Source organism: Achromobacter sp. ACM04 (assembly GCF_014851465.1).
Classification (GTDB): Bacteria; Pseudomonadota; Gammaproteobacteria; order Burkholderiales; family Burkholderiaceae_B; genus Achromobacter; species Achromobacter aegrifaciens.
On the sequence record NZ_JACUZS010000003.1, the window covers coordinates 86,924 to 106,038 of the forward strand.

Below are 19,115 nucleotides of genomic sequence, written 5' to 3' on the forward strand. Positions count from 1 at the left end.
CTCAATCTACTGGCAAGACAGGAACAGGCATGAATACAGCAGTATCTACCGGCGGCGTCACGGCGAGCGCGCGCGCCAGCGTGCAGAGCTTGCGTTCGTCGCAAATCCGCGAAGTCGCCAATGCGGGCATGGGCCGCGCCGACGTGCTGCCCTTCTGGTTCGGCGAACCCGATGAGCAGACGCCGCCCGCGTTCCGCGACGCGGCCATCGCCCACATCGCTTCCGGGCAGACCTTCTATGTACAGACCCTGGGCGTGCCCGCGTTGCGCGAACGCCTGGCCGGGTATGTGAGCGGGCTGCACGGCCAACGTGATGTGGACAACATCGCAGTCACCAGCTCGGGCACGTCGGCGCTGATGACGGCCGTGCAGGCCATCGTGGGCGCGGGCGATCACGTGGTCGCCGTGACGCCCTTGTGGCCCAACCTGGTGGAAATGCCCAAGGTGCTGGGGGCGCGCGTGACGACGGTTGCGCTGTCGTTCTCCGAGAGTGGCTGGCGCCTGGACCTGGACGCCTTGCTCAGCGTCCTGACGCCGGACGTGCGCGCGCTTCTGGTGAATTCGCCGAACAACCCGACGGGCTGGGTGATGACCGCCGAGCAGCAGCGCGCGGTGCTGGAGCACTGCCGCAAGCACGGCATCTGGATCATTTCCGACGACGTGTATGAACGCTACTACTACGAAGGCGCGGTGGCGCCCACTTTCCTGGACATTGCTGCGCCGGACGACCGGGTGGTCAGCTGCAATTCGTTCTCCAAGGCCTGGCTGATGACCGGCTGGCGCGTGGGCTGGGTCGTGGTGCCGCGCGGGCTGCTGCCGGAAATCGGCAAGCTGATCGAATACAGCAACACCTGCACGCCGGGTTTCGTGCAGACCGCCGCGCTTTGCGCGCTTGAACAGGGCGAGCCCGTCATCGCGCGTACCGTGCAGCGGCTGCGGCTGGCGCGCGACCATCTGGCGTCGAAGCTGTCGCAGGTGCCCGGGGTTGAACTCGCGGGTGCGGCGCCGGGGGCGATGTACACCTTCTTCCGCATTCGGGGCGTGTCGGACAGCCTGGCGTTCTGCAAGGATCTGGTCGTGCGCGGCGGGCTGGGCCTGGCGCCGGGCATGGCGTTCGGTCCCGAGGGCGAGGGCTATCTGCGCTGGTGCTATGCCAGCGCGCACGAGCGCCTGGATGAAGGCGTGGCTAGACTGGCGCGCTTTCTGGATGCGGCGCGGAGCAAGGCTGCCTGAGCGCCAGGCCTCAACCTTAGGGTACGACCCATGAATACTGCAGAGCTTCCCCGTTCCCTGGAATGGATAGAACGGCTGGTGCGTTTCGACACGACCAGCCGCCTGTCCAATCTGGGCTTGATCGAAACGGTGCGCGACCACCTGGCCGCGACCGGTCTGGCGCCCCGATTGATCTACAACGCCGACGGCAAGAAGGCGAATCTTTTCGTGACCGTGCCTGCCGCGGACGGCGGCACCCAGGGCGGGGTGGTGCTGTCCGGCCATACCGACGTCGTGCCGGTGGACGGCCAGGCCTGGAGCAGCGATCCGTTCGCGCCCGAGGTGCGCGATGGCCGCCTATATGGCCGCGGCACTTGCGACATGAAGGGCTTCATCGGAACCGCGCTGGCCATGCTGCCGTCGTTCACGTCGCGGCGTTTGCGCGTGCCGCTGCATCTGGCGCTGAGCTATGACGAGGAGGTCGGCTGCCTGGGGGCGGACATCATGCTGCGTGAATTGGCCAAGCTGGATATCCACCCCGATAGCTGCATCGTGGGCGAGCCCACCGAGATGCGCGTCATTTCCGCCCACAAGAGCAGCAATCTGTACCGCTGCACCGTGCATGGGCACGCCGCGCATTCTTCGTTGACGCCGCGCGGCGTCAACGCGATCGAATATGCGGCGCGCGCCATTTGCCACATCCGCGACATGGCCGACGCCCATCGCCAGAACGGTCCTTTCGACCAGGACTTCGAGGTGCCGTACACCACGGCCAACACCGGCACGATCTCGGGCGGCTTGTCCGTCAACACGATCCCGGACCGTTGCCAGTTCGAGTTCGAATTCCGCACCATCCCGGGCGTGCCGGCGCCAGATGTGATCGGCGGTTTGCGCCGCTACATCACTGGCGAGCTGCGCGACCGCATCAAGGCGGAGAACCCGCAGGCCGACATCGAGCTGGAAGCGCTGGCCGAGGTGCCCGGTTTCGATACCGCCGCCACCGCCGAGATTGCGCGGTTGGCGCAGGCGCTGACTGGCGCGCGCGGCACCGAGAAGGTGGCGTATTGCACGGAGGCCGGCCTGTTCCAGCGGGCCGGCATGACGGCGGTCATTTGCGGTCCCGGCAATCTGCAGCAGGCGCACCGGCCGGACGAGTATGTCGCGCTGTCGCAGATCGGCCTGTGCGAACAGTTCATGGAAAAGCTGGCGGGCCATCTTGCGATGGCCGGCCAATGAGTTGATCGATCGTTAATTTTTAGAAAATAACAGAGGGAAAAATGGCTTATTCGGAGAAGACAACGTGGAATGCGGCCGCCGCCGGCCGCAGCAAGGCGGCACCGGCAGGCGACCGGCGCGCCCAGGCGCGGCGCGCGGTGATCGCCGCGTCCATCGGCAATGCGCTGGAGTGGTTCGACATGATCGCGTATGGCACCTTCGCGCTGATCATCGCCAAGCTGTACTTTCCGTCCGCCAGCGAGAGCTCCTCGCTGTTGCTGGCGCTGGCCACCTTCGGCGTGTCGTTCCTGATGCGGCCGCTGGGCGCCATCGTGTTGGGCAGCTATGCCGACCGGGCGGGCCGCAAGGCGGCGCTGACGGCGTCCATTTTCCTGATGATGATAGGCACGCTGATCATCGTGGTGGTCCCCACGCATGCGCAGATCGGCGTGGCCGCATCGATCATCATCCTGGTCGCCCGGCTGATCCAGGGCTTTTCGGCGGGCGGGGAATTCGGCAGCGCCACGGCCTTCCTCATTGAATATGCGCCGGACCGGCGCGCCTATTACGCCAGCTGGCAGGTCGCCAGCCAGGGCGCGGCGATCCTGCTGGCCGCCTTGTTCGGCGCGGTGCTCAACGCGACGCTGACCCAGGCCCAGCTGGAAAGCTGGGGCTGGCGCATTCCGTTCGTGTTCGGCCTGCTGATCGCGCCGGTTGGCTACTACATCCGCCATCACATGGATGAAACGCCGGAGTTCAGCGCGGCAGAGGCATCGGCTTCGCCGCTGAGCGACATGTTCGCGGGGCAGAAGCTGCGGCTGCTGGTTACCGTTGGCTTCGTGGCGCTGGGCTCGGTGGGCAACTACCTGGCCCTGTACATGCCTACGTACTCGATCCGCCAGTTGGGTCTGCCGCCTACCATCGGTTTTCTGGCGACGCTGGTCACGGGCGTCATCATGACGGTAGGCGCGCCCTTCGTCGGCGCGCTGGCCGACCGCATCGGACCCGCGCGCATCATGATGGCCGCGGCCCTTTCGACCGCGCTGCTGTGCTATCCCTTGTTCTATCTGCTGGTGTCGTATCCGACGGTGGGCGTTTTGATGATCGTCCAGGTCATCCTGGGCATCCTGGCGACGGCGTACTTCGCGCCCATGCCGGCGCTGATGTCCGCCATCTTCCCCGTGCAGGTGCGTACCACCGGCTTGTCCCTGGGCTACAACATTGCAGTGACGATCTTCGGCGGCTTCGCGCCATTCATCCTGACCTGGCTGATCGCGACCACCGACTCCAAGCTGTCGCCCAGCTATTACCTGCTGGCCATTGCGCTCATGGCGATGGTGTCGCTGAACGTGGCGCGCCGGACGTTCCAGCAGCGTTAGGCGCCGGGCGCCGGCCTTCGCATCGGAGGCCGGCTGGCGGCGGGTGGAATGTAGCCCATTGTTGCGGGCCTGAGCGTTTTTCCGCCCAGGCTGCGGCCGTGTTCCACAGCGCGGCCGCACTATCTTCAGGACCTTCCTGATAGTACAAAATGTTGCCTGCCTCCCTTCGTGTGCTTGCTAGCATGGTCTGGCCGGAATGATCCGGCACACCGACGGAATAAGTGGAGGTTGCCATGAGCTCAAGAACAATATTCAACCGGATCGCAGTCGTTGCGGCGGCGGGTGCATTGCTGGCGGGATGCGCCACGCAGCAGCAGACCAATACCGCCGTGGGCACGGGCGCGGGGGCGGCGATCGGCGCCGGCATCGGCGCCTTGATCGGCCACGGCAAGGGCGCGGCCATCGGCGCCGGCATCGGCGCGGTGGCGGGCGGCCTGGTTGGCTACAACTGGAAGGTCGTCAAGGAAGACGTGCAGAAGTCGGGCGCTTCGTCGCTGGGCATCGACGTGGTCGAAATGCCCGACGGCAGCCTCAAGGTCAACATTCCCAGCGGCGTGTCGTTCGATACCGACAAGACGCAGCTCAAACCCGCGCTGTTGCCGGTGCTGGACAGCGTGGCGCGCTCGCTCAACCAGCATCCTGAACTGCGGGCCAAGGTGGTCGGCCATACGGACAGCACGGGCGCCCTGGCGCATAACCAGACCCTGTCGGTCAACCGCGCCAAGAGCGTGACCGACTACCTCAGCAAGCAGGGCGTGGCAGCGGGCCGCCTGACGGTCGAGGGCCGCGGGCCGAACGATCCAATCGGCGACAATGCGACCGCCGAAGGCCGCGCGCTGAACCGCCGGGTGGAGATCTACCTGTACGCGGTCCAGCAGTAAACCTGGGCCAGCCCAGTGTCCGAGGCGGCTGGCGCAACGCGCCGCCGCCTGTTTTTTTGGAGTCCGTCATGAGCATGTTCCCTCCCGCCCGCATCGGCACCGATACCGCCGTGGCCGCCTTGTCCGGATGGCAGGCCGTGGCGATGCGCGACGCCATCGAAAAGCGTTTCCGCTTTCCCAATTTCAATACGGCATTCGGCTTCATGACGCGCGTCGCCATGTTCGCGGAGAAGCTGAATCATCATCCGGAATGGACCAACGTCTACAACCGCGTGGACGTGACCTTGACCACCCACGATGCCGGCGGCGTGACCGAGCTGGATGTGCGCATGGCGCAGTTCATGGACGAGGCGGCAGCGCAATTGGGCGCCACCGCGCCCAAGGCTTAGGGCGCGTTTCCTGGCGGCGTGGGCGGGAGCGGCTCTTCCGAGCCGTCCGCGTCGGGCTGCAAATGGCTGTTCACGCGGTCCAGCATGTCGCCCAGCAGGAGCTGCTCGTCGGCGCTGAGGCAGCCGAAGATCTCTTCATTGCGGCGGGCGATCAGGTCGATGACGCGCTGGTATTGCACCAGGCCTTCCGGGGTGGGCGCCAGCACCACGCCGCGTCCATCCGAGGCGGACATGGTCTTTTCCACCAGGCCGCGGTCCACCAGCGCCTGTGCCGAGCGGCTGGCCTGGCCCTTGTTCAGATTGGCCGCCAGCGCCAGATCGTTGACCGACAAGGGCGCGTAGCGGCCGATGGCCGCCAGGCAGCGCGCCTCGCCCAGAGGAATCCCGCATTCTTCCAGATAGGCGCGATTCGTGTCCCTGTCCGTGATCTTGTTGAGCACGTGCAGGCGGTAGGTCAGGAATCGTTCCAGGGCGGGCTGTTTCACGTCGGGCGGGCAGGGGCGGAGGCGGGATAGTGTGCCACAGGGCCGTTGGCCAGGCAGGCGGCTTCCGCCTGGGCCAGCAGCGCGGCGGCGTCGCGCGCATCGCTCACGCGGGCCAGCAGCGACAGGCTCAGGATCGACAGGAAGAGCGACGCCTGTTCTTCGCCGACGCGCGTCAGGGTCTGCGCCATGGCGGTATAGACCTGGTCCAGTTCATCGTTGTTCATGCTAGCTCTTCCTTGTGCGCGTCCAGTGCGATCGAGGGGTAGTAGGGCTTGAGCGCGGCGCGCAGGGTGGCGGCCGAGGGGGCAATCCAGCGTCCCAGGACGTAGCCGTCGGGCCGCAGCAGGTAGACGGCGCCGGCTTGCGCGCCGTAGCGCTGGCGTAGCTGCCCGTGCGGGTCCTGCAAGGCATCATCGCCCGTCTTCAGCACGCGCAGCGGCTGGGGCGAGTTGCGGGTGGCGGCGGCCAGGGCGTCCAGTTCGGCCGCCAGAGCGGTGTCGGGAGCCAGCGCCAGCGCGACGAAGCCGGCGCCAAAGCACGCGCTGAGATGCAGCGGCGCGCCGCGATCGTGCAGCAGCGCTTCGGGCGCGGGCTGGCCGGGCGCGGCGGTTGCGCCGGCCTGCGGCGCGCCGTCATCCAGGTTCAGCGGCGAGGCATCGTAGGAGATGGGCGCCGATTGCCGCGGGTTGATCAGCTGGCGCACCCGCTCATCCGTCAGCGCCAGGCGCAGGGCGGCCTCGCGCATCAGGCGGAATCCGAAGTCCGGCGGGGCCATGAATTCGGTGCTCTTGGCGCCATAGGTCAGGTTCTGGCGGGTGGCGTGGACGCGCTCCACGCTGTAGCTGTCCAGCAGGCTGTCGGGAGCCTGGCCTCGCAGCACCCAGGCCAGCTTCCAGGCCAGGTTGCCGGCATCGTCCAGTCCCGAGTTCAGGCCCCGCACGCCGAAGATCGGCACCAGGTGGGCGGCGTCGCCGGCGAACAGCACGCGTCCGTGGCGGTAGTTTTCCAAGGTCAGGCACTTGGCGTTGTAGATGGATATCCACAGCGGCTTCCAAGGCGCGGTTTCGCCGATCATGTCCAGATGGCTTTGCACGCGGGGCAGCACGTTCTCGGGCTTTACGGCCTCTTCGGGGTCCTCGTCGTCGCGGATCTGGTAGTCCACCCGCCACACGTTGCCGGGCTGGCGGTGCATGAGCAGGGTGGAGCCGGGATTGGAAGGCGGATCGAACCAGGCCAGGCGCTCCACGGGGCGGCTGGACTCCTGTTCGATGTCCACGATCACGTAGCGTCCTTCGTACTGCATGCCTTCCAGCTTCAGGCCCATGGCCTCGCGTACGGTGCTGCGGCCGCCGTCGCAGGCGATCAGCCAATCGGCGCGCACGGTCTGGCGGCCGCCTTCGATGTCCACTTCAGCCGTGACGCCGTCCGCGTCGGCGCTCAGGCCGGCAAGCCGCGCCGACCAGCGCAGCTCGGCCAGCGCCGGATGGCGCTGCATGGCCTGATGGGCGTACTCCTCGACGGCGTATTGCTGGATGTTGACCATGGGCGCGTAGCGCTGCAGCGGATCGTGCGGCATCTCGAAATGCAGGACTTCGCTGTTGCGGAAGTAGCTGCGGCCGCCGGTCCAGGCCAGGCCGGTGGCGGTCAGGGGCCGGTCGGCGCCGACCCAGCCCATGATTTCCTGCGACCGCCGCGAGATGCAGATGGCGCGGCTGCCGCTGCAATAGTCGTCGTCGGCCTCCAGGGTCAGCGAGGGGATGCCGTATTCGGCAAGCAGGGCGGCCAGCGTCAGGCCGACGGGGCCGCCGCCGACGATGAGGACGGGAACGTGCGCGGGGAGCGGCATGCTGTCTCCAGAAATTGGTTGTTTGCGCAACTATATGCTTAAGAGGTTGCGCACGCAACCATATTTTTGGGGCAAAAAAAACCCGCCGGATCAGGGCGGGTCTTCGGGCGCGGCGTATCTATCAGTTGCGCACGTAATAGATGCGCATCGCCTGCTGCTTCTGGGCGCCGTCCAGCACGCGCAGCACCACGACCTTGGCAGTGAAACCGTCGGGCAGCTTCAGTTGGCCCAGGGCGTAGTCGTAACGGTCGACGTTCAGGGCGGGGCCTTCCGGCGTGACGGTGGCGGCGCGGCCGTTGGGGTAGGTGCCGTCGATGGAGAAGGTCAGGGTGCCCTTGAACGGCGCGCCCTGGCGATCCTCGCGCATGACCAGCACCTGGTAGTCCAGCAGACCGGGCGCGCGCTTGAAGGTGGCCGAGCGGATGCCCAGGTTGCCGCCGCGCGGGTCGGCGGGCATGGCGTCCTGGAACAGCACCAGTTCCTTGTTCAGCGTGTCAATCTTGCTGCGGGCTTCAGAAAGGTCGGCGGTCAGCTTTTCATGGCCGGACTTGTTGGCGTCGCGTTGTTGGGTGGCTTCCTCAAGCTGGCTTTGCAGGCGCTGGCGCTCCAGGTTGGCGGTGCTCAGTTCGCTGTGCAGCTGCTCGGATTGCTCCACGGTCAGGCGTTGCGGGCCGTAGTTGGTCTGCAGGAAGAGCACGCCGCCGGCGCCCAGGGCGATGCCCACCAGCAGCAGGACCAGCCAGCGCGGCATGCGGCGCGTGCGTTGACCGGGCTGGTATACGGAAGGCTTGAATACAGCCCGTTGCGATCTTCCAAACATCCCCATTCCTAGAAAACTTCCTGTGTGTTTGCTCGCCCGCGCGCTGCGCGCGCAGGTCAAAGCGCTAGAGAATACCCCGTTAGCCGGGACCGTTGGGTGCGCGGACAAGCCTGGTTGCGCACCTTGATATTGTGAAATATGTGGACATCAGCGTGCTTGGCCGGTGAGCTCGGCATCCAGGTCGGCGAGCCGCTGCGGCGTGCCGACATCCGTCCATTTGCCCTGGTGGCGCGCGCCGCGCACCAGGCCGCGGGCCATGGCTTGCCGGAGCAGAGGCGCCAGGGGCGCTGCCGCGCCCCGGGGGACGTCGGCGAACAACGAGGGATGGTAGACGCCGATGCCCGCAAAGGTCAAACGAGGTTCGCCCTGGGCATGGACGCTGCCGTCGGCATCCAGGCGGAAATCGCCAGCCGGATGCTGGGGCGGGTTGTCCGCCAGCAGCAGCCAGGCGCCGCCTTCAGGCAATGTGCGCGCCAAGCCTGCGGCCGCGGCGGGGTCCCAGTCGCACCAGACGTCGCCGTTGACGACCAGGAAGGGCTCGTCGCCCAGCAGCGGCAGCGCCTGGACGATGCCGCCGGCGGTTTCCAGCGCGGAGGTTTCGGCCGAATAGCGGATCTGTACGCCGTATGTGCTGCCGTCGCCCAGCGCCCGCTCGATTTCGTGGCCGAGCCAGGCATGGTTGATGACCACGTCGTGGATGCCGGCGGCCGCCAGCCGCCGCAGGTGCCAGACGATGAGCGGCTGGCCGCCCACGGACAACAGGGGCTTGGGCAGGCGGTCGGTGAGGGGGCGCATCCGTTCGCCGCGGCCCGCCGCGAGGATCATGGCCCGCATCAGAAGGTGTATCCGACGCTGACCTGGCGGTCGTCGAGCTTGTCCAGCAGGCGCAGCAGCGGCGTGAAGACGCCGTAGCGCTGGGCCACCTGGCGCACGTAGCCGTTCATGCGCGGAATGTGGGCCAGGTAATGCGCCTTGCCATCGCGGTGATTCAGGCGGGCGAACACGCCCAGGATGCGCAGGTTGCGTTGCAGGCCCATCCATTCATAGGCGCGGTGGAACTCCGCGAAATCCGAGTCCACCGGCAGGCCGGCCGCCCGCGCCATTTCCCAATAGCGGATGGCCCAGTCCAATTGCTGGGGTTCTTCCCAGGTTGTGCGGGCATCCGTCACCAGGGAGGCCAGGTCATAGGTGATGGGGCCGGCCAGCGCATCCTGGAAGTCGATGATGCCCGGGTTCGGTCCGTACTTCGGCTGGTCGCAGACCATCAGGTTGGGCGAATGGTAGTCGCGATGCACCAGCACCTGGGCCTGTCCGCCATTGCTCGCGGACAGTAATGCGAAGATCTTTTCCAGCGCGTTTGCGGTCTTGTCGTCCAGCGTCACGCCGTGATGCTTCTGCACGTACCACTCGGGGAAGAGCTTGAGTTCGTCAGCCAGGCGGGCGGTGTCATAAGTGCCCAGGCCGGCAGTGGAGGCCTGTTGCAGGCGGACCAGGGCGGCCAGGGCCTCTCGATACAGCGTCTGCAGTTCGCTGTCCGGCAGTCCGGCCTGAATGCGCTGGTAGTAGGTCTGCTCGCCCAGGTCGGACAACAGCAGCAAGCCCTGGTCCAGATCCTGCTCCAGCACTGCAGGCACGTTCAGGCCGACGTCCGCCAGCAGACGGTCCACGTGCAGGAAGGGCCGGCAATCCTCGTGTGCGGGCGGGGCGTCCATGACTATCAAGGTGCGCTCGCCGGCGTCCAGCCTGAAATAGCGGCGGAAGCTGGCGTCGGCCGACGCCGGACGCAGCGTGTCGATGGCCAGGTTCAGGCTGGCGGGCAGGCCGCCCAGCCAGTGGCGGATCTGCTCCAGGCGGGGGTCGTGATCGTTTTTCAAGGAAGATCCGTGTCAGAAAGGCAATATTGCTGAGAATTGTGTCCCGAGCACATAAGTCTGGGCCTATGGCGCGGCTTCTCTATAATACCGGCTCGTTTCCGTTAGCATTGGCCCTCCGTGGGTGCCGGTGTCGCGTTCCCACCATCGTCAAAAAGGGCTGTTTTCACTCGTGCGCAAGGTTCGATGGTTGATCCTCTCTGCTGTCAGTGTCGCCGCCGGAGCCGTCCAGGCCCAAGGTAGCCAGGGCAGCGCTCCCGCCGCGTCGTCGACCTCGGCGACTCCCGTGTTGCGCACCTCGCCGGGCCTGCGGATCCACCGCCTGCCGGACGACAGCATTCCCGCCTTCATGGAGGCGGACAGCATTGATGGCGATCCCGACTCTGACCTGACCCTGACGGGCAATGCCCAGGTGCGCCGCATCGACAGCGTGATCAAGGGCGACCGCATCAACTACCGCAAGGACACGGGCGAAGTCGACGTGCAGGGCAGCGCGCGCATGATGCGCGACGGCACCCTGGTGATCGGGCCGAATGCCAAGTTCAACGTCGACAAGTCCTCGGGCGAGATCGAAAAACCCAATTTCTGGATGGGCGCCAACGGCGGCTTCGCCGTCGCCGAGCATGCGGACATCTTCAGCCGCTCGCAGATGCGGCTGCACACGGTGACGTACAGCGGCTGCGCCTGCGAAACGCCGTCCTGGTACATCAAGGCCAATACCGTCGACATCGACTTCGATGAGAACGAAGGTGTGGCCCGCAGCGGTGTGTTGTATTTCAAGGACGTGCCCATCCTGGCGTCGCCTTACATGACCTTTCCGGTCAAGCGGGAGCGCAAGTCGGGCTTCCTGATGCCGACCTATGGCACGACCAGCCAGGGCGGTTTCGATTTTTCGATTCCGTACTACCTGAATCTGGCGCCGAACTATGACATGACCGTGCAGCCGCGCTACTTCTCCAAGCGCGGGCTGCAGTTGGGGGGTGAGTTCCGCTATCTCGGCAATGGCTACGGCGGAATTCTGGATGGCGCCTACCTGCCCAACGACAAGCTGACCGATAGTGACCGGTGGATGTATTGGTGGCGTCACCAGCAAATATTGCCCTACGGATTCTATGCGGATTGGGATGTCGCGAAAGTATCGGACGACAACTACTTTCGAGACATTTCCCAGCTGGGTTTGAACCAGGCTTCGACGACCTATCTGCCGCAGCGCGCGCGGGTGGGCTGGTCGTCTCCGTCCGGTTACTGGAGCGCGTATGCGCAGGTCTACAAGTACCAGACGCTGCAGGATCCTGATGCGCCGCTCGCGCCTCCGTATGACAAGGAGCCGGAACTCTTCTTCCGTGGTGCCCGTTATGACTGGGGCGGATTTGACGTGGATTGGAGTTCCACCGCAGTACGCTTCCGCAAACCGCTCTTCGAAAGCCAACGACTCGGACCTGACGGCAACCGCTTCCAGACTTATCCGACGGTTTCCTATCCGATCGTCAAGCCAGGCTGGTTCATTGTTCCCAAGGCTGGAGTCAATTACACCCAGTACGACACCGACTGGTACAACCTGAGCCCGGGTACGCCGCGTTCGCAATCCCGTTCGGTGCCGATCTTGTCCCTGGATTCGGGGCTGATCTTCGAACGCGACACCTCGCTGTTCGGCAAGGCCTCCACGCAGACCCTGGAGCCGCGCCTGTACTACCTGTACGTGCCGTACCGCGACCAGTCCAAACTGCCTGTCTACGACACCTCTTTGGCTGATTTCAGCTTCTCGCAGGCGTTCGAAGAGAACATCTATACCGGTGGCTGGGACCGCATCGCGAACGCCAATCAGCTGACTGCGGCGTTGACGACGCGCTGGCTGGATGCCAACACCGGATTTGAGCGCATGTCGCTGGGCGTTGCGCAGCGTCTGTACTTTGCAGACCAGAAGGTCACGTTGCCGGGTGAAGTGCCTCGCGAGAATGTTCGTTCGGACTTCCTCCTGGGCGCCAGCGCGGCGCTGACCGACACGCTAAGCACCGAGATCGCCGCGCAATACAACCCTTACGACAGCAACTGGTCGCGCGGCTTGATCAGCGCGCGCTGGTCGCCGCAGCGCCTGACGACGGTGGCCGTGTCCTACCGCTACCAACGCGATCCCCAGCCCGGCGTCCAATATCAGGCGCAGGGTCAGAACCAGGTGAGCCTGGCCATGCAGTGGCCGTTCTCCAAGCGCTGGTACGGCGTCGGGCGCGTGGACTACTCGCTGCGCAGCGGTCCGTCCAGCACGCTGGCCGGCACGATGGACTCGCCTCGCGTCACGCAGGCCATTGCCGGCCTGGAGTACAAGGGAGATTGCTGCTGGGTGGGCCGCATGGTCTACCAGCGATACGCGGTATCCGCCACGGACGCCAACTCGGCACTGTTCTTCCAGCTTGAACTGACCGGTCTGGGTTCCCTGGGAACCGACCCGATGAACCTGCTGAACAGAAGTATCCCCGGCTACACGCGTGTTACGCCGCCTGTGCCCACCGGGACCACATTTGAAAGGTATGAATGATGCGTAGGTTGCACTCTTTGCGCCGCCTCTCTGGCAATGCGCTGCTGTTGGCCGTGTGCGCCGGCTTGCCCGTGGCCCATGCGGCCGAGCAGGGCGGCAAGGCCGCGAACAATGGCGCCAAGCCGAATTCCGCCGCGCAGAAGAACGCTGCGCCCGCGCCGCAGCGCGAGCAGTTCGTCGATGGCATTGCTGCTGTCGTGGACAAGGACGTGATCACGCTGCGCGAATTGCGCGATGCGTCGTTGCGCATTTCGAGCGAGCTCAAGACCCGGGGCATCCAGGTGCCCGATGATCAGACCTTGCAGCATCAGGTATTGCAACGCCTGATCATGGAGCGCGTGCAGCGCCATGAGGCGGATCGCCTGGGCATACGCGTGGATGATGCGCAGATCGACCAAGCCATCCAGACCATTGCGTCCCGCAACAAGATCACCGTGGCCCAGCTACGCCAGGAAATCGAAAGAACCGGCACGAGCTGGGACGGCTATCGCAAGTCGCTGCGCGACGAGATCCGCACGGATCGCCTGCGTCAGCGCGCGGTGGATTCCACGATTGTGATTTCCGACGCCGAAGTCGACGCGTTTCTGAAGGACCAGCGGCGCAATCCGGCGTTCGGCGCCGCGCCGCAGGCAGCCCCGCAACCGCAGGCCCAGCCGCAGCCCGAACCCCAACAGGCCGCTGCGCCGTCGGGCCCGATGCTCTACGCCCTGGCCCAGATTCTGGTGCGCGTGCCGGAAGGTTCGTCGCCCGAGCAGCTGGCGGTGCTGCGCAAGAAGGCCGAAAGCCTGCTGGCGCAAGCCAAGCGCGGCGATGACTTCGCCAGCCTGGCCGCCGCGGCCTCGGACGGTCCCGAAGCCTTGCAAGGTGGCGTCATGGGTGTGCGCCCGCTGGACGGCTGGCCCGACCTGTTTGTTCAGGCCGTCGGCAATCTGCAAAAAGGCCAGGTCAGCGGCCTGATCCAGAGCGGCAACGGTTTCCACATCATCAAGGTGATGGACCGTGGCACCGCCCAGCCGGCGCCCGCCCGCACGGCCCGCGCTCCGGCGCCGGCCCAGGCGCCGCAGCCCGCCGCCGCGCCCGCGCAGGCGCCTGCGCACCAAGGCCCTGTGGAAGTGATGCAGACTCGTGCGCGCCACATCCTGATCAAGACCTCCACCGTCATGAGCGACGAAATGGCGCGTCAGCGCCTGGAGCAGGTGCGCCAGCGCCTGGTGAGCGGCGGCGCCAAGTTCGAGGACATGGCGCGCCAGTATTCGCAGGACGCGACCGCCCCGCAAGGCGGCGAACTGGGTTGGTTGAACCCGGGCGAAACCGTGCCGCCGTTCGAGGCCGCCATGAACGCCCTGAAGCCGGGTGAAATCAGCCAACCGGTGCAATCGCCCTTCGGCTGGCACCTGATCGAAGTGGAAGAGCGCCGCCAGCACGACGCCACCGACGATATGGCTCGCATGAAGGCCCGTCAGACCTTGTTCGAACGCCGCGCCCAGCCGGCTTTCGAGGATTGGCTGGAGCAGTTGCGCGCCCAGGCGTACATCGACAATCGTCTGGAAAAGCAGCAGAAGATCCAGCAGAACAACCGCTAAACGCATTACAGGCTTTACATGTCCCAGCACCAGGCGCGCAAGCGCTTTGGCCAGAACTTCCTGACCGACGAGAGCGTGGTCGAGTCCATCGTCCGGGCGGTTTCGCCCGCCCGCGACGATACCGTGGTCGAGATCGGCCCGGGCTTGTCCGCGCTTACCCGGCCGTTGCTCGAACGCCTGGATCACCTGACGGCGGTCGAGATCGACCGCGACCTGGCGGCGCGCCTGCGCAAGCAGTTCGACGCCAGCCGCCTGACCGTGGTCGAGGCCGATGCCTTGACGGTGGATTTTTCCCAGTTCGGGCCTGCGCTGCGCGTGGTGGGGAACCTGCCCTACAACATCTCCAGCCCGTTGCTGTTCCATCTGATGACCTGGGCCGATCACGTCCGCGACCAGCATTTCATGCTTCAGCGGGAAGTGATCGACCGCATGGTCGCGCAGCCCGGTTCAGGCGACTTCAGCCGCCTGTCGGTGATGCTGCAGTCGCGCTACCGCATGCACAAGCTGTTCGACGTGCCGCCGGAAGCCTTTGACCCGCCGCCCAAGGTGGTGTCGGCGATCGTGCGCATGGTGCCCTTGCCGGCGGACCGTCTGCGTCCGGTCAGCGAGCGGGCCTTCGAAACCGTGGTGGCGCGGGCATTCTCACAGCGCCGCAAGATGCTGCGCCGGGTGCTGGCGGACTGGGCGCAGCAAGTGCCCTGGGAAGCGCTGGACATCGCGCCTACGGCGCGCGCCGAGGATATTTCGGTGGACCGGTACATCCGTCTGGCGGATGCGCTGGTGGCGGCCGGAGTGCTGCAGGCCGAGTGAAGCTGGATCCGCAAAATGAAGAAGCCCGCGCAAGCGGGCTTCTTCATTTGGGTTTCTACAACATGCGCTTCTGCGCGGTCATCCAGAGCTGCATGACGTCGCGGGCGCGGTCGGCCAGCAGTTTTTCGGCGTCCGTGAGCGCCTGCTGCAACGTGATGGGGCCGGGCGCCAGGCTGAACGCGGCGCTGATGCCGCAGGCGTGCAACGCTTCGTAGCCTTCGCCCAGCGAGCCGGCCAGCGCCACCACGGGCACGCCCGCGCGCTGCGCGATCTTCGCCACGCCGGCCGGAGTCTTGCCCCGCAGGGTCTGCGCGTCCATGCGGCCTTCGCCCGTGAACACCAGGGTTGCGCCTTCGACCGCCTGGGCCAGGCCGCCCAGTTCGGCCACGATCTCCACGCCGGGCCGGAAACTGGCACCCAGGAACGCCTTGGCGGCGAATCCCAGGCCGCCCGCCGCGCCCGCGCCTGGGTGGTCGCGATGGTCGGAGCCCAGGTGCTTGGTGCACACATCGGCGAAATTCGTCAGCATCTGATCCAGGATCAGCACCTGTTCAGGCGTCGCGCCCTTTTGCGGGCCGAACACATGCGAGGCGCCCTGTGGGCCGCACAAAGGGTTGTCCACATCCGAGGCAATGTCGATGCGGATCTGGGCCAGGCGCGGATCCAGGCCGTGGGTATCGATGCTGGCCAGCTTGCCGAGCGCGCCGCCGCCGGGCGGCAGGCTGCGGCCGTCAGCGTCCAGCAGGCGCACGCCCAGCGCAGTCAGCATGCCGGCGCCCGCGTCGTTGGTGGCCGATCCGCCCAGGCCCAGGATGATGCGCTTGGCGCCTGCGTTCAAGGCTGCCAGCATCAGTTCGCCCACGCCGTGGCTGCTGGCGCGCATCGGATCGCGCTTGGCAGGGGCGATGAGTTCCAGGCCCGCCGCCGCGGCCATCTCGATCACCGCCGTGCCGTCCTCGAGCAAGCCCCAGACGGCGTCGACCTTGTAGCCCAACGCATCGTTCACCGTCTGTTGGCGTTCCTTGCCGCCGGTCGCCGCGAGCACGGCTTCGACCGTGCCTTCGCCGCCGTCGGCCATCGGAATGCATACCGTGTGAGCGCCGGGAACAGCGGCCTTCACGCCGCGTGCAATGGCTGCCGCGGCATCGGGGGCGGACACGCTTTCTTTGAAAGAGTCGGGGGCGATGACGATTTTCACGGGTTCAGTCGAGCTCGTTTTTCGGTTGAGGTGATGCCCATGATACCTGCGCGGGCGCGGCCGGCGTACCATAGCGTTTTTGTTGTTTTAGCGAGAGTGGATCGTCATGCCCGTATTGCGCCGCACCAAAATTGTCGCCACCCTGGGACCTTCGACTTCGACGCCTGAACGCATAGAAGCGCTGATCCGCGCGGGTCTGGACGTGGCCCGCCTGAACTTCTCGCACGGCAGCGCGGACGACCATCGCGAGCGCGCCCGCATGGTGCGCGAGATCGCCGCCAAGCAGGGCCGCTTCGTCGCCATCATGGGCGACCTGCAAGGCCCCAAGATCCGCATTGCACGCTTCAAGGACAAGCTGGTCCAACTGCAGATCGGACAGCCGTTCACGCTGTCGCGCGTGCATCCCAAGGAAGAGGGCACGGCCAGCATCGTCGGCATCGATTACCCCGAACTGGTGCAGGACTGCCGCGTCGGCGACGAGCTGCTGTTGGATGACGGCCGCGTGGTGCTGGTGGTGGACAGCGTCGAAGGCGACGAGGTCCACACCACCGTTACCGTGGGCGGCCCGCTGTCGAACAACAAGGGCATCAACCGCCGCGGCGGCGGCCTGTCCGCGCCCAGCCTGACCGACAAGGACCGCGTCGACATCAAGCTGGCCGCCGAGATGGAACTGGACTACGTGGCCGTGTCATTCCCGCGCTATGGCAGCGATATCGACGAGGCGCGCACGCTGCTGGCGGCCGCCGGCAGCCAGGCGTGGATCATCGCCAAGATCGAACGCGCCGAAGCCGTGGCCGACGACGAGGCGCTGGACGCGCTGATCCGCGCCAGCGACGGCGTGATGGTGGCGCGCGGCGACCTCGGCGTGGAGGTGGGCGATGCCGAACTCGTCGGCATCCAGAAGCGCATCATCCAGCACGCCCGCACGCTGAACAAGGTCGTCATCACCGCGACGCAGATGATGGAGTCGATGATCTCCAGCCCCATGCCCACGCGCGCCGAAGTGTCCGACGTGGCCAACGCGGTGCTGGACTACACCGACGCCGTCATGCTGTCGGCGGAAAGCGCATCGGGCCAGTATCCCGTGGAAACCGTGCAGGCCATGGCCCGCGTCTGCCTGGGCGCGGAAAAGCACCCGACCTCGACCAAGTCGCATCACCGCCTGGGCGAGACCTTCACCCGTTGCGACGAGACCATCGCGCTGGCGGCCATGTACGCGGCCAACCATTTTCCCGGCGTCAAGGCCATCATTTCGCTGACCGAAAGCGGTCACACGCCGCTGATCATGTCGCGCATCCGCTCGGGCGTGCCTATCTACTGCTACAGCCCGCACAGCATCACGCAAAACCGCGTGGCCATGTTCCGCGGCGTCTACACGATTCCGTTCGCGCCGTCAGACTACGAGCCTGCCGACCTGAGCAACGCCGCCATCGATGAACTGCGCAAGCGCAACCTGGTGCAGACCGGGGACTGGGTGATCCTGACCAAGGGCGACTTCTACCGCGACAGCGGTGGCACCAACGGCATGAAGATCCTGCTGGTGGATTGATACGGCGGGGCAGGAGCGCCGCCCGGGCGCTCCTTGCCGCCGCGCGGCGGGTTTCAGCCGAAGAACCAGTAGCACACGCCGATGGCCGCCAGCACGCCGGCCAGGTCGGCAATCAGGGCGCAGCCCACCGCGTGGCGCGCCCGCAATATGCCCACCGATCCGAAGTACACCGCCAGCACGTAAAAGGTGGTCTCGGTGCTGCCCTGGACCACCGCGGCCAGCAGCGCGGGGAAGCTGTCCACGCCGAAATGCGTCATGGTTTCCAGCATCATGGCGCGCGCCGCGCTGCCCGAGAATGGCTTGACCAGCGCGGTAGGCAGGGCATCCACGAAGCGCGTGTCCCATCCCGCTTGCACCGCCAGCCAGCGGATGCCGTCCAGCAGGAAATCCAGCGCGCCCGATGCGCGCAGCACGCCCACCGCGCAGAGCATCGCGACCAGATAGGGCAGCAGGCTCTTGGCGATGTCGAAGCCTTCCTTGGCGCCTTCGATGAAGGCCTCGTAGACCGGCACCTTCTTCCAGGCGCCCGCCACCAGGAAGGCGATCAGGATGCCGAACAGGACCAGATTGCCCAGCAGCGACGACAGCGCGGCGATGGCCGCCGCCGACATGCTGGCCAGCAGCGCCATGAATCCGCCCATGAGCAGCGCCGCGCCGCCCAGCCACAGCATCACGACCGGATCGATCAGGCGCAGGCGCTGGCAGGCCGCCACGGCCAGGAAACCTGCCAGGGTCGATGCGCTGGTGGCCAGCAGGATGGGCAGGAACACCAACGTCGGGTCCGGCGCGCCCTGCTGCGCGCGGAACATGAACAGCGTCACCGGCAGCAGGGTCAGCGATGACGCATTCAGCACCAGGAACAGTATCTGCGCGTTGCTGGCGGTTTCGGGCGTGGGGTTGAGCGACTGCAGTTCGCGCATGGCGCGCAGGCCGATGGGCGTGGCGGCGTTGTCCAGGCCCAGTCCGTTGGCGGCGAAGTTCAGCGTGATCAGACCGATGGCCGGGTGGTTGCGCGGCACGCCGGGCATCAGGCGCGCGAACAGCGGTCCCAGCACGCGCGCCAGTTTTTCCACCAGGCCGGCGCCCTCGGCGATGCGCAGAAAGCCCAGCCACAGCGTCAGCGTGCCGAACAGCAGCACCATCACTTCCACCGACACGCGCGCCATGTCGAACAGGCTGGCGACCATCATGCGGAAGACATCGGGGTCGCCGATGACCAGCCAGCGGTACAGCGCCGCCGCGGCCGCAGTAAGGAAAAAGCCCAGCCAGAGTTTGTTCAGCATGCGGAGACTGCCCGGATAGCGATGGATTGCGCGCTGCGCGCCGAGGCCCATTGTCGCAGAGT

At 66.2% G+C, this 19,115-nt stretch carries 17 protein-coding genes; 9 read left to right on the forward strand and 8 right to left on the reverse strand.

Annotation, left to right across the window (positions count from 1 at the left end):
- Positions 1-29 precede the first annotated feature (29 nt).
- The 5 genes from IB259_RS16745 to IB259_RS16765 all read left to right on the forward strand — a co-directional run bounded on the left by IB259_RS16745 (position 30) and on the right by IB259_RS16765 (position 5,075).
- Positions 30-1,232 carry a pyridoxal phosphate-dependent aminotransferase gene (locus tag IB259_RS16745; RefSeq protein ID WP_054457547.1) on the forward strand — a complete coding sequence of 401 codons (1,203 nt, stop codon included), beginning with the start codon at positions 30-32 and terminating at the stop codon, positions 1,230-1,232.
- 30 nt (positions 1,233-1,262) lie between these two features.
- Positions 1,263-2,447: an acetylornithine deacetylase gene (argE, locus tag IB259_RS16750; protein ID WP_192329707.1), complete on the forward strand. Its 1,185-nt coding sequence runs from the start codon at positions 1,263-1,265 to the stop codon at positions 2,445-2,447.
- A gap of 41 nt (positions 2,448-2,488) precedes the next feature.
- Entirely contained in the window at positions 2,489-3,805 is a 1,317-nt protein-coding gene (locus tag IB259_RS16755) for an MFS transporter (RefSeq protein ID WP_225589007.1), read from the forward strand.
- Positions 3,806-4,038: 233 nt separating this feature from the next.
- Entirely contained in the window at positions 4,039-4,686 is a 648-nt protein-coding gene (locus tag IB259_RS16760; RefSeq protein WP_054457545.1) for an OmpA family protein, read from the forward strand.
- Positions 4,687-4,754: 68 nt separating this feature from the next.
- The gene (locus tag IB259_RS16765) at positions 4,755-5,075 is read left to right on the forward strand and encodes a 4a-hydroxytetrahydrobiopterin dehydratase (RefSeq protein WP_054457544.1); all 321 of its coding nucleotides are present in this window, start codon (positions 4,755-4,757) and stop codon (positions 5,073-5,075) included.
- Here the strand turns inward: IB259_RS16765 and IB259_RS16770 are convergent.
- The 6 genes from IB259_RS16770 to IB259_RS16795 all read right to left on the reverse strand — a co-directional run bounded on the left by IB259_RS16770 (position 5,072) and on the right by IB259_RS16795 (position 10,100).
- Positions 5,072-5,560: a MarR family winged helix-turn-helix transcriptional regulator gene (locus IB259_RS16770; RefSeq protein ID WP_175213804.1), complete on the reverse strand. Its 489-nt coding sequence runs from the start codon at positions 5,558-5,560 to the stop codon at positions 5,072-5,074. The genes IB259_RS16765 and IB259_RS16770 overlap by 4 nt on opposite strands.
- Complete coding sequence (locus tag IB259_RS16775; RefSeq protein ID WP_054457542.1) at positions 5,557-5,784, reverse strand: hypothetical protein; 228 nt, start codon at positions 5,782-5,784, stop codon at positions 5,557-5,559. Before IB259_RS16775 ends, IB259_RS16770 begins: the two co-directional genes overlap by 4 nt.
- Positions 5,781-7,406, reverse strand: coding sequence for an FAD-dependent oxidoreductase (locus IB259_RS16780; protein ID WP_192329709.1), 1,626 nt, complete (start codon positions 7,404-7,406; stop codon positions 5,781-5,783). The genes IB259_RS16775 and IB259_RS16780 overlap by 4 nt, the downstream gene beginning before the upstream one ends.
- A 121-nt stretch (positions 7,407-7,527) precedes the next feature.
- Positions 7,528-8,226, reverse strand: coding sequence for a DUF6776 family protein (locus IB259_RS16785; protein WP_054457540.1), 699 nt, complete (start codon positions 8,224-8,226; stop codon positions 7,528-7,530).
- 147 nt (positions 8,227-8,373) lie between these two features.
- Positions 8,374-9,060 (reverse strand): N-acetylmuramate alpha-1-phosphate uridylyltransferase MurU, encoded by a 687-nt coding sequence (gene murU, locus IB259_RS16790; protein ID WP_192329711.1) that lies wholly within the window; start codon positions 9,058-9,060, stop codon positions 8,374-8,376.
- Complete coding sequence (locus IB259_RS16795) at positions 9,060-10,100, reverse strand: aminoglycoside phosphotransferase family protein (RefSeq protein ID WP_119451437.1); 1,041 nt, start codon at positions 10,098-10,100, stop codon at positions 9,060-9,062. Before IB259_RS16795 ends, murU begins: the two co-directional genes overlap by 1 nt.
- Positions 10,101-10,269: 169 nt before the next feature.
- Between IB259_RS16795 and IB259_RS16800 the strand changes: the two genes are divergently transcribed.
- Genes IB259_RS16800 through rsmA form a run of 3 tightly spaced genes read left to right on the forward strand, consistent with a single transcriptional unit; the run spans position 10,270 to position 15,023 of the window.
- On the forward strand, positions 10,270-12,630 hold the full coding sequence (locus IB259_RS16800) for an LPS-assembly protein LptD (protein WP_119451438.1): 2,361 nt from the start codon (positions 10,270-10,272) through the stop codon (positions 12,628-12,630).
- Positions 12,627-14,213 (forward strand): peptidylprolyl isomerase, encoded by a 1,587-nt coding sequence (locus IB259_RS16805; RefSeq protein ID WP_054457536.1) that lies wholly within the window; start codon positions 12,627-12,629, stop codon positions 14,211-14,213. The genes IB259_RS16800 and IB259_RS16805 overlap by 4 nt, the downstream gene beginning before the upstream one ends.
- A gap of 18 nt (positions 14,214-14,231) precedes the next feature.
- Positions 14,232-15,023 (forward strand): 16S rRNA (adenine(1518)-N(6)/adenine(1519)-N(6))-dimethyltransferase RsmA, encoded by a 792-nt coding sequence (rsmA, locus tag IB259_RS16810; protein WP_119451439.1) that lies wholly within the window; start codon positions 14,232-14,234, stop codon positions 15,021-15,023.
- 55 nt (positions 15,024-15,078) lie between these two features.
- On the opposite strand, the gene IB259_RS16815 is transcribed toward rsmA, so the two are convergent.
- Positions 15,079-16,221 carry a glycerate kinase gene (locus IB259_RS16815; RefSeq protein ID WP_192329713.1) on the reverse strand — a complete coding sequence of 381 codons (1,143 nt, stop codon included), beginning with the start codon at positions 16,219-16,221 and terminating at the stop codon, positions 15,079-15,081.
- Positions 16,222-16,327: 106 nt separating this feature from the next.
- On the opposite strand from IB259_RS16815, the gene pyk reads away from it, so the two are divergent.
- Positions 16,328-17,770 (forward strand): pyruvate kinase, encoded by a 1,443-nt coding sequence (pyk, locus tag IB259_RS16820; protein ID WP_054457531.1) that lies wholly within the window; start codon positions 16,328-16,330, stop codon positions 17,768-17,770.
- Between the two features lie 53 nt (positions 17,771-17,823).
- Here the strand turns inward: pyk and IB259_RS16825 are convergent, their stop codons facing one another.
- Positions 17,824-19,053 carry a nucleoside recognition domain-containing protein gene (locus IB259_RS16825; RefSeq protein WP_054457620.1) on the reverse strand — a complete coding sequence of 410 codons (1,230 nt, stop codon included), beginning with the start codon at positions 19,051-19,053 and terminating at the stop codon, positions 17,824-17,826.
- Positions 19,054-19,115: the final 62 nt, after the last annotated feature.

Bases quoted from the DNA above. Each gene is read 5' to 3' on its own strand.
- IB259_RS16805 (WP_054457536.1), top strand. From the start codon at position 12,627: ATGATGCGTAGGTTGCACTCTTTGCGCCGCCTCTCTGGCAATGCGCTG.
- IB259_RS16760 (WP_054457545.1), top strand. From the start codon at position 4,039: ATGAGCTCAAGAACAATATTCAACCGGATCGCAGTCGTTGCGGCGGCG.
- pyk (WP_054457531.1), top strand. From the start codon at position 16,328: ATGCCCGTATTGCGCCGCACCAAAATTGTCGCCACCCTGGGACCTTCG.
- argE (WP_192329707.1), top strand. From the start codon at position 1,263: ATGAATACTGCAGAGCTTCCCCGTTCCCTGGAATGGATAGAACGGCTG.
- IB259_RS16765 (WP_054457544.1), top strand. From the start codon at position 4,755: ATGAGCATGTTCCCTCCCGCCCGCATCGGCACCGATACCGCCGTGGCC.
- rsmA (WP_119451439.1), top strand. From the start codon at position 14,232: ATGTCCCAGCACCAGGCGCGCAAGCGCTTTGGCCAGAACTTCCTGACC.
- IB259_RS16775 (WP_054457542.1), bottom strand. From the start codon at position 5,784: ATGAACAACGATGAACTGGACCAGGTCTATACCGCCATGGCGCAGACC.
- murU (WP_192329711.1), bottom strand. From the start codon at position 9,060: ATGCGGGCCATGATCCTCGCGGCGGGCCGCGGCGAACGGATGCGCCCC.
- IB259_RS16745 (WP_054457547.1), top strand. From the start codon at position 30: ATGAATACAGCAGTATCTACCGGCGGCGTCACGGCGAGCGCGCGCGCC.
- IB259_RS16755 (WP_225589007.1), top strand. From the start codon at position 2,489: ATGGCTTATTCGGAGAAGACAACGTGGAATGCGGCCGCCGCCGGCCGC.
- IB259_RS16780 (WP_192329709.1), bottom strand. From the start codon at position 7,406: ATGCCGCTCCCCGCGCACGTTCCCGTCCTCATCGTCGGCGGCGGCCCC.
- IB259_RS16785 (WP_054457540.1), bottom strand. From the start codon at position 8,226: ATGTTTGGAAGATCGCAACGGGCTGTATTCAAGCCTTCCGTATACCAG.
- IB259_RS16825 (WP_054457620.1), bottom strand. From the start codon at position 19,053: ATGCTGAACAAACTCTGGCTGGGCTTTTTCCTTACTGCGGCCGCGGCG.